The 9,224-nt window shown below is 35.0% G+C and carries 7 protein-coding genes and 1 pseudogene; 3 read left to right on the forward strand and 5 right to left on the reverse strand.

Going from position 1 to position 9,224, the window contains the following annotated elements; all coding sequences use genetic code 11:
• Window positions 1-266 precede the first annotated feature (266 nt).
• A partial coding sequence (locus AFK68_RS39555; RefSeq protein WP_210407569.1) for a hypothetical protein occupies window positions 267-527 on the forward strand: 261 nt, incomplete at its 3' end.
• Window positions 528-1,597: 1,070 nt separating this feature from the next.
• Here the strand turns inward: AFK68_RS39555 and AFK68_RS22775 are convergent.
• From AFK68_RS22775 to AFK68_RS43575, 5 genes and pseudogenes are all read right to left on the reverse strand, one after another.
• Entirely contained in the window at window positions 1,598-2,014 is a 417-nt protein-coding gene (locus AFK68_RS22775) for an EamA family transporter (RefSeq protein WP_371357505.1), read from the reverse strand.
• A gap of 2 nt (window positions 2,015-2,016) precedes the next feature.
• Window positions 2,017-2,642 (reverse strand): annotated as a pseudogene (locus AFK68_RS22780) (DMT family transporter); the annotation flags it as partial.
• A 625-nt stretch (window positions 2,643-3,267) separates the two neighbouring features.
• Window positions 3,268-4,803, reverse strand: a complete 1,536-nt coding sequence (locus AFK68_RS22785) for a type II CAAX endopeptidase family protein (RefSeq protein WP_094675339.1) — start codon at window positions 4,801-4,803, stop codon at window positions 3,268-3,270.
• A gap of 152 nt (window positions 4,804-4,955) precedes the next feature.
• Window positions 4,956-5,102, reverse strand: a complete 147-nt coding sequence (locus AFK68_RS37220; protein WP_168186608.1) for a hypothetical protein — start codon at window positions 5,100-5,102, stop codon at window positions 4,956-4,958.
• Between the two features lie 286 nt (window positions 5,103-5,388).
• Entirely contained in the window at window positions 5,389-5,517 is a 129-nt protein-coding gene (locus AFK68_RS43575; RefSeq protein ID WP_256386629.1) for a hypothetical protein, read from the reverse strand.
• 423 nt (window positions 5,518-5,940) lie between these two features.
• Between AFK68_RS43575 and AFK68_RS22795 the strand changes: the two genes are divergently transcribed.
• A complete protein-coding gene (locus AFK68_RS22795) occupies window positions 5,941-7,299 on the forward strand; it encodes a histidine phosphatase family protein (protein WP_094675343.1) in 1,359 nt (452 codons plus the stop codon).
• 761 nt (window positions 7,300-8,060) lie between these two features.
• Window positions 8,061-8,939, forward strand: a complete 879-nt coding sequence (locus AFK68_RS22800) for a hypothetical protein (protein WP_143438154.1) — start codon at window positions 8,061-8,063, stop codon at window positions 8,937-8,939.
• Window positions 8,940-9,224: the final 285 nt, after the last annotated feature.

The following is a 9,224-nucleotide window of genomic DNA, read 5'->3' on the forward strand; positions in this document are numbered from 1 at the left end:
CCCACACTTCCCACACTCCCCACCCCCATCATGTATAAAAAAATAAATACCAAATGGGTTCTATATATGATATGTCGGTCTACTACAATCTACCTTCCTATTTACCAAAGTGTGCATTACCTTTGCCTATTATACCATGCCAACCCCATACAGGAGAGTCAAGAAATTTTAACATCTAACAATATTTGTAACTCAGTATTACTACGGCTATATTAGTTTGCTAGATTGGAAGTGTACCACAAGAAAAGTTTCTCAGGAGAGGGAAAATGTGTACGAAAATAACAGGACGAACAAAAACTCTCCTCGCTACTGTTGCTACAACTGTAGTATTACTGTTCTCCGGTGTTAGTTCCGCAGAAGCATTTACTTTATTATACGAAGATCCAAGCGATACTCAGAAGGTAACGGGAATTGAAGATTTGACAATAGATGGAACCCAGTATGATGTTTCTTTTGAGTTTGGTAGTTTTAGTAGTGTGTTTGGTAACACAGGAGACTTGATCGAGCTAGAAGGAAAAACCCCTGAGNAAGATCCAAGCGATACTCAGAAGGTAACGGGAATTGAAGATTTGACAATAGATGGAACCCAGTATGATGTTTCTTTTGAGTTTGGTAGTTTTAGTAGTGTGTTTGGTAACACAGGAGACTTGATCGAGCTAGAAGGAAAAACCCCTGAGTTTTGGGGAAATTACTCTGGAGCTATGAAGGCTGCGCAAGCCATTATAGATGCTTTAGGAGAGGATTCTTATGTATCCACTAGCCTATGGGACGAGTTGTCGGATGAAGTTTGGGTTCCATATCAAATGGACTATTATCCTGATTATTTTAGGTTTTGGGCTGACGATTCAGGAATCCTTGGTTGGGATTATCTTGACAACTTTTGGTCTGACACTTGCTACTGTGCGACTATAGCAACATTTGATGTTGTAGACCCACCGCCTCCTCCGGATGAAAGCGATCGCGTTCCTGAACCAAGCTTAATCCTTGGTTTGATAGGACTGGGCGGTTTAATGCTAGGGGACAAACGAAAGACTAGAGGCTAAATGGAAGTTAATCCAGTAGTGGACTGTTTCAGCTAAAACTGTGCAATAGATTTTTGTTTCTAGGTGTCTTTTTCTCCCCACCCTCCCCACACTCATGATCTAACGCACCATTTAAGATGAAACAATCCAGTAGGGTGGGTTAGACTTCTAGAATTACTTACTGTCAAAAATATTGAACAATCTGTATAACACACAATTTTAGATATGTCAGTCTACTGCTATACTGACACACCTAAAAATTTTAGCAATTAACAATTAACCATTAATAATTACCCCTTTTTAAAAGAAGGGGATTAACAGTTAAGGAAAATTTTTGATTTTATCCTCTAAAAAGGGGAGGCTTTAAACCAAGGTGTTTAATTATTAATTATTAACTATTAATGATTAATTATTTGGTAAGCACTTGTAGAATTAAGTATTAACGCAGCTTATCCCCAGAAGCAACTCAACCAAGCCTTATTGTTGGGTTTCCTACGTCAACCCAACCTACACTTATTACTTCTTATTTCCCAAAGTGTGCATTGACTATTTATTAACATCCTATCTAAAATTTATTACTGAAAAGTAAATAACAAACTAATTCCTACTACTGCCACTAATACTCCAAAAACTGACCTAATACTTATTTTTTCTCCCATTTGAGCAGCAACGGGAATAATAAATATTGGACTGGTAGCTAAAAGAGTTTGGGCGATACCTGCGGGAGCAAATTTGAGAGAAGTTTGTTGTAACCAAATAGCTAAATAAGTACCGCCAAAAGTTGCAATAAAAATCCCTCCTACAAGTTTCATTGACCAGTTAATTTTCCCTAACTCTCCCTGGTTTATCCTCTGTACAAACAACAACAATACAACAATAATTGTGCCTCCAATTAATCTGAATAATGTACTCCATAAAGGAGTAATATCTGAGGAAAGTAAAGCAAAACGGGAAATAATTGCACCACTAGAATTAGCTATTGCTGCTAATATTNAACAACAACAATACAACAATAATTGTGCCTCCAATTAATCTGAATAATGTACTCCATAAAGGAGTAATATCTGAGGAAAGTAAAGCAAAACGGGAAATAATTGCACCACTAGAATTAGCTATTGCTGCTAATATTGCCCAAACTATTCCTTGTTTGATATTAATATTATTAATTCCTGCAGCAGGAGTTCTTTCTGAAATTACCCAAGCTACACCTATTCCTGTAATTAAAATTCCGCACCAAGCACCAAAAGTTAATTGTTCTTCTAGGAAAATTAAACCTAATAAAGCAGTTATTGGAGGAGATAAAGTTGCCATCAGGAGAGTTCTTCTTGCACCCATATTTTTGAGGGCAGAAAAAAATGCAGTATCTCCTAAACCAATACCAATAATACCGCTCATTAGAAATAAATTAATCGTAACTAAGTTTAGTTCTGTCTGAAGTTTACCACTAATAATTAAAGTAATAAAAATCAGAGCGATCGCTATTAAACCTTTGAATAAATTTAATTTTAAGGGAGATATTTTTTGACCAAGTAAACTATAACCAGCGGAAGATATTGCCCATAAAAATGCTGCACTTAAGGCAGCTAGTTCACCTTGAAAATTATTAATCCATTGTTCCATAATTTTTGAGATGAAGGAAGAATGTGGATGGAAGAAGGAAGAAGGAAGGTAGAAGAACGAACAAGTTGTTCATTAATGGATAATTACTTCTGGTTAAAACCGTTACGGAATTGAATATAAGGAAATATTATTTTTTCCCCTTGTAGAGCGACAGCTCGTGGCGCAGCCAAGGGGAGGCTAATCAAGCTGAATAATTAATGATTATTAATTATTCGGTCAACAGTATGTTTTGACTCCTTTATCAGCTATTACATTAGAATATTTTGACTATCAAACAATTTATTTTTGACAGTCTGTTTGTGAGAAAGCGGGAAAAAGGAAGAAATTGTTCAGCAATTAACAATGAACAATTAATAATTAATAATTACCCCTCCTCAATAATTAACAATTAACAATTAACAATTAACAATTAACAATTAATAATTAATGACTATCACGGCGCTTAGGAGCAATATATAAACTATTTACCTAGCACTCGCCCTCGGAATATATTAATTCTTCATTACAAAGGGAGGCTTTAAACCTTAATTGTTGAATGAATAATTAATTATTGACGCTTCTACTCTTAATTATTAATTATTCGGTAAACTGTTCCCTGTTACCTATTCCCTATTCCCTCCTAATATTAAGAATTTCCACTTCCTAGAATATACAAACTTAATAATGTTCCACTATTCCATAAACTATGTAAAAACATAGAAGACAAAAGATTACGAGACCTGGTATAAACTACCCCTAAAATTATTCCCAAAACTGCTAAAGGCAACACTTCAGAAATATTCAAATGAGCCATAGCAAATAAAAAACCACTTGCGACAATTGCTCCCCAAATAGGCATATATTTTGTCAAAGAAGGTAACAAAAATCCGCGAAACATAACCTCCTCAAAAACTGGTGCAGCAATAGAAGCTGTGACAAAAAATAGAGTTAAAGCTAAACCATCTTGCCCGTTTAAAGCAATAGGTAAAATTGGATTACTGCCGCCTTGACCTTGCCATAATTGTTGATTAATTAGAGATATTAAAATTACCATTGGCAAAGCTACAAAATAACCACCTAAACCCCAGAAAAACCAACCACCGCGTAAATCAAATTTAAACCAACCTTCTGGCAAGGGAAAAAATGACTTTAATGATAAATACAATACTAAGAAACCGCCCAGAGAAAACAAAATATAAGTACCAAGAATATACCCCGCTTGTACCCTAACTCCCATCATTGCAGGTTGCACATTTGTGAAACTTTTAAAAATCTCTAATCCTAAAGGAATCATAATTTGTCCGACTAAGAAAAAACCTACGACAAATACTTGTAAAATTGTTTCACCATCCCAACTTACTTCCCAAGGTAAATCGGCATTTTTTAATAATAAAGATTCCTTGCCAGAAATTAACCATTGCACTCCTAAAAATATTAGTAATCCTACTCCGAATACTAATCCCATTCCCGGTACACCAGCAACAATTGCTAACTTTAATACTGATTGTTTTGCTATTTCTTGTTCCTGGTTTTCTAGTTCTACTAAAGCTTCTTGTCTTTCCTGTAATTTGTATAATTCTTTTAAAGCACGATAGCGAAACCATCCATCTAAATTTTGTTGGATTAAAAATTCTGCATTAGGTAAAATTTTGGCTGGTCTACCCCATATTTCTGCTAATACTTTTGCTGTTTCTCCTAAAGATTGATTTGCTGTTTCTGAATCAGTTAAATTTTGCCAACTTTGCCTAGCTTCATTGATTTGATTTTTTTCCACTTGCAAAATGCCAATACTAATATCAAATTCATTGATTAGATTTTTTAACTGATTAATATTATCGTTTAGCTGTTGCTTTTGTGCTGATATCTGCTCTTCTAAAGGCAAAATTTGTAATTTATTTTCTTGTTTTTCCAGTTGTTTTTGAGCCGAATCACGAGCATTTTTGTACTGTATTAATCCAGCTTGATAAGAGTCATTACCAATCAAAGCTTGACTAGCTAGATTAAAATTTGTACTGTCTAAATCTTCAGGCTCCCATTCCGCAGCGTGCAACAATAAATTTGTCTGATACAACTCCAGACGACTTTGAATTTGTGGCTGAGTTACACTACTAATTAAAGAAAAACTAATAAAAGCGATCGCTACAATAGTCAGAATAGTTAAAATTAACTTTTTAATTGTCATTCATATCTCCCTAATTCAATACTATTGAAATTACTGTAGCGTAAAAGTTTTTAGAGTATACAATTACTTTTGACTTTTGTTTTTTTAGGAGCTTAATAAAATGAAAATGTTTGTGGTTTTCCACTTCATCTATTACGGATGGAATGACTTGATCAGGAAAAAGCCACCATTTTTTTTGGTGCTTCACAGGATGAAAATATTTCTGGTATTTTTCTACAGAACAATTCTTGTATCAGAGCGATCGCCTCTGAGTTAGAAAAATAGTTGAATAAATAGTCATGTATATGGGCGAGTAGCACCCAATAAGTTTTATTGTATCAGAATTTTGGTGATGATGCAATCGAAAATCCTTTGAGGCGCCATTTTTTTCAGGAGCTTAATAAAATGAAAATGTTTGTGGTTTTCCACTTCATCTNAATAAATAGTCATGTATATGGGCGAGTAGCACCCAATAAGTTTTATTGTATCAGAATTTTGGTGATGATGCAATCGAAAATCCTTTGAGGCGCCATTTTTTTCAGGAGCTTAATAAAATGAAAATGTTTGTGGTTTTCCACTTCATCTGGTACGGATGGAATGACTTGATCAGGAAAAAGCCACCATTTTTTTTGGTGCTTCACAGGATGAAAATATTTCTGGTATTTTTCCACAGAACAATTCCTGTATCAGAGCGATCGCCTCTGAGTCAGAAAAAATAGTTGAACAAATAGTCATGTATATGGGCGAGTAGTACCCAATAAATTTTATTCTATCAGAATTTTGGTGATAATGCAATCGAAAATCCTTTGAGGCGCCATTTTTTTCAGGAGCTTAATAAAATGAAAATGTTTGTGGTTTTCCACTTCATCTATTACGGATGGAATAAAATGACTTGATGAGGAAAAAACTATCTTCCTTCTTCCTTACTTCCTTCAGCNATGCAATCGAAAATCCTTTGAGGCGCCATTTTTTTCAGGAGCTTAATAAAATGAAAATGTTTGTGGTTTTCCACTTCATCTATTACGGATGGAATAAAATGACTTGATGAGGAAAAAACTATCTTCCTTCTTCCTTACTTCCTTCAGCTATAAGATCAAAAACAGTGTAAAATGCAGTCTATTCCACAGTTTCCAACCAACCCAATAATCGAAATTATCAATGAGTACCCGTGTTATCCTTGTGCGTCATGGCCAAAGCACCTATAATATAGAACGTCGAATTCAAGGTCGCCTTGATAAGTCAGTTCTCACAGAGACAGGCCAAAATACTGCTCGTCAGGTAGGTGAAGCTCTTCAAAACCTAAAATTTGATGCTATCTATAGCAGTCCTCTACAAAGAGCTAAACAAACTGCTGAAATTATTTGCTCCTGTTTAGACTCTCCTCCTCCAATCGAAATCAAAGAAAACTTAAGAGAAATTGATTTACCTTTGTGGGCAGGAATGTTGCGTGAAGAGGTAATTGATAAATATCCAGAAGATTATAGTTTATGGAAAAACCGTCCCCACGAACTCTGTATGGAGGTCTCAACACCAGAAGGTCAAATCAAGCATTTTCCTGTATTATCTCTGTTTGACCAAGCTCATCAGTTTTGGCCAGAGATTTTGACCAACAATGTTCATAAAACTGTTCTGGTTGTTGCCCATAATGGCATTAATCGCTGCCTCATTTCTACAGCTTTGGGAATACAACCATCTTATTACCACTCAATTCAACAATCTAACTGTGGCATTAATATACTTAATTTTACTCCTCCTTATCCCTCTTTTTCTGGAGAATATGAACCAAGAGGATCTGTACAGTTAGAATCAATGAATCTCACTACTCAGATTGGTGAAAAGTTTCCTAAACCTAGGGATAAACATCAAGGTCCCCGGTTGTTACTGGTGCGCCACGGTGAGACTGACTGGAACCGAGATGGTAAATTTCAGGGACAAATTGATGTACCACTTAATGATAATGGTCGGGTGCAAGCTGGCCAAGCTGCCGAGTTTCTCAAGGATGTACATCTAGATTTTGCTGTAAGTAGTTCGATGTTACGTCCTAAAGAAACGGCGGAGATTATTTTGCAGCATCACCCAGATGTAGAGTTAAAGTTATATGATGGTTTATGGGAAATTAGCCACGGTCTCTGGGAAGGAAAATTTGAGTCAGAAATTGAAGACGGTTTTCCTGGGTTATTGAAGCAGTGGAAAGAATTTCCAGAAACGGTACAAATGCCAGAGGGGGAAAATTTACAGCAAGTTTGGGAAAGAGCGCTGGTTACTTGGAAAGAGATTGTTCGGTCGGTTTCTGGTGTTGGTATTGTAGTTGCCCATGATGCTATTAATAAGGCTATTCTTTCTCAATTATTTGGTTTGGAACCCCAACATTTCTGGAATTTTAAGCAGGGTAACGGGGCGGTTAGTGTCATTGATTATCCTCAAGGCCCAGATGGACCTCCCGTATTGGAGGTAATGAACATTACTTCTCATTTGTCCGGGGGTATTCTTGACAAAACTGCGGCAGGGGCGTTGTAATTTCAGTTATCAGTTATCAGTTATCAGTTATCAGTTATCAGTATCTCCTAGCTATTGGATCGGGATTGAAATACTGAAGCTTATTTTTTTCATCCTCTTGAAAAGGAGGAGGCTTGAGACCTTATTTCTTGGTCAGACAAGAAACGGGGTTTATTTCCACAAGGAATATTCTACAGGACTTATACGGGCGAATCCAGAAACCTAGTATATCCTAGATGTTTATTGTTAAAAACAATAATTTATCCTAGAAACCGGGTTTCTTTACATAAGTCCTAATTCTATTGTAAGTATTCAGCTATTAGCGGTCAGCTCTCAGCTTTTTAATAAATAATGTAGTTCGAGAGAATATTAAGGTTAACTGATAGACTTTTACTCATACTTTTAATTCTATAAAATCTCTAAATAGCTTTTTCCTGCTTTATATCATGTCCGGTTGAACAGTTATAAATAAACTACTCAGTCCTCAGTCCTCAGAATTCAGAATTCAGGAGGGAAGAAAGAAGAAAAGAAGGAGAAAGTTGTTTATCACGCTCTTATCCGGACATGATATTACAAGGTAATGAAGCTGATAGCTTTTAGGGTTTGCGGAGCATTCCGCAGTAAAAGAGGCTAGCTCACGGCTGAATCCTTACATTCTATTTATTACTTATTACTTATTACTATAGATGATTAATCTTAGACAGCAGAAATGTTTTTGCAGCGGTTCCCTTTTCCCTGCTGTAATAAACATCTTCAAATAATAAAAAATAAAATCAAATGAAATGAGCAGAAATATTCGCCTTTTCCCTTCTTATTCTCAAAGAGAAAATCAGACTACAAATCATTGTCTGCTGATTCTCAAAATGCTTTATGAAGAAAATCCCAAATTTTTATCAGAAGTTTTGAGCAAATTATTAGGTGAAGGTTTATCTGGAATAGTAGGAGTGAAATTCACTCAACAAGCAGGAAAAAAACAAAGCATTCCTGATGGGGAAATTACTCAAGAACCTTTTTATATTTTGCTCGAAACAAAGAGAGGAAGTAGTTTGGATGAAGAACAATTATTACGTCATCTAGAAAGTCTTAAGCAAAAGCAAGGTAGAAAAATTCTTATTGCTCTTGCTAACTATGAACAAGATGAACCTAAAGCTCCGGCTTTTTCTAATGTTAAAAAGACTGCTGAAGCAGATAAAATTTTATTTTTACCAATTAGTTTTGAAGATTTTTTAGAGTCAATCAAACTGAGTAATTTACCCAAAAATCTCGCCGATGCGATTAATGATTTAGAAGAGTATTTTAATGAAGAAGATTTGCTACCTTCTTGGAAATATCGTCTAGATGTTGTTAATTGTGCTGGAACTTATGATGATGTAATTAAACATAAGATATATGTTTGTACAGCCAAAGGTGGTTCGTATAGTCATCGTCGTAGTCTTTATTTAGGAGTATATCGAAATAAACAAGTAGACTGGGTTGCCAAGATTGAAGCAGTTGTGGATATTGAGTCAGAAGAAGAATTTTCTATTAAGTGGAAAAATATTAATAAATCTGATGAAGAATTAGCTGAAATTGCTAGAATTCGTCGTAGTTATTTAGATGATTCACAGTATCCAGCACGAGTATTTTTACTAACTGATTTACATCCAACTGATTTTTTGTAAAACTACCCCTGGAGGTATGCAAAGTAGTAAACAATACTTTGATATTCGTAAATTTGATATTGGTGACGTGAAAGACGCTAAAGATTTAGCCCAAAAATTACAAGGTAAAACTTGGGAAGAATATAAATAAAAATATACAGAAAAATAAGGAGTAGAAAGTAGGGGTAAATAATGGATAATGGATAATTGATAATTGATAATTGATAATTGATAATTGATAATTGATAATGGATAATGGATAATTGATAATTGATAATGGATAATTGATAATGGATAATTGATAAT

The organism is Hydrocoleum sp. CS-953 (assembly GCF_002260545.1).
Classification (GTDB): domain Bacteria; phylum Cyanobacteriota; class Cyanobacteriia; order Cyanobacteriales; family Microcoleaceae; genus Trichodesmium.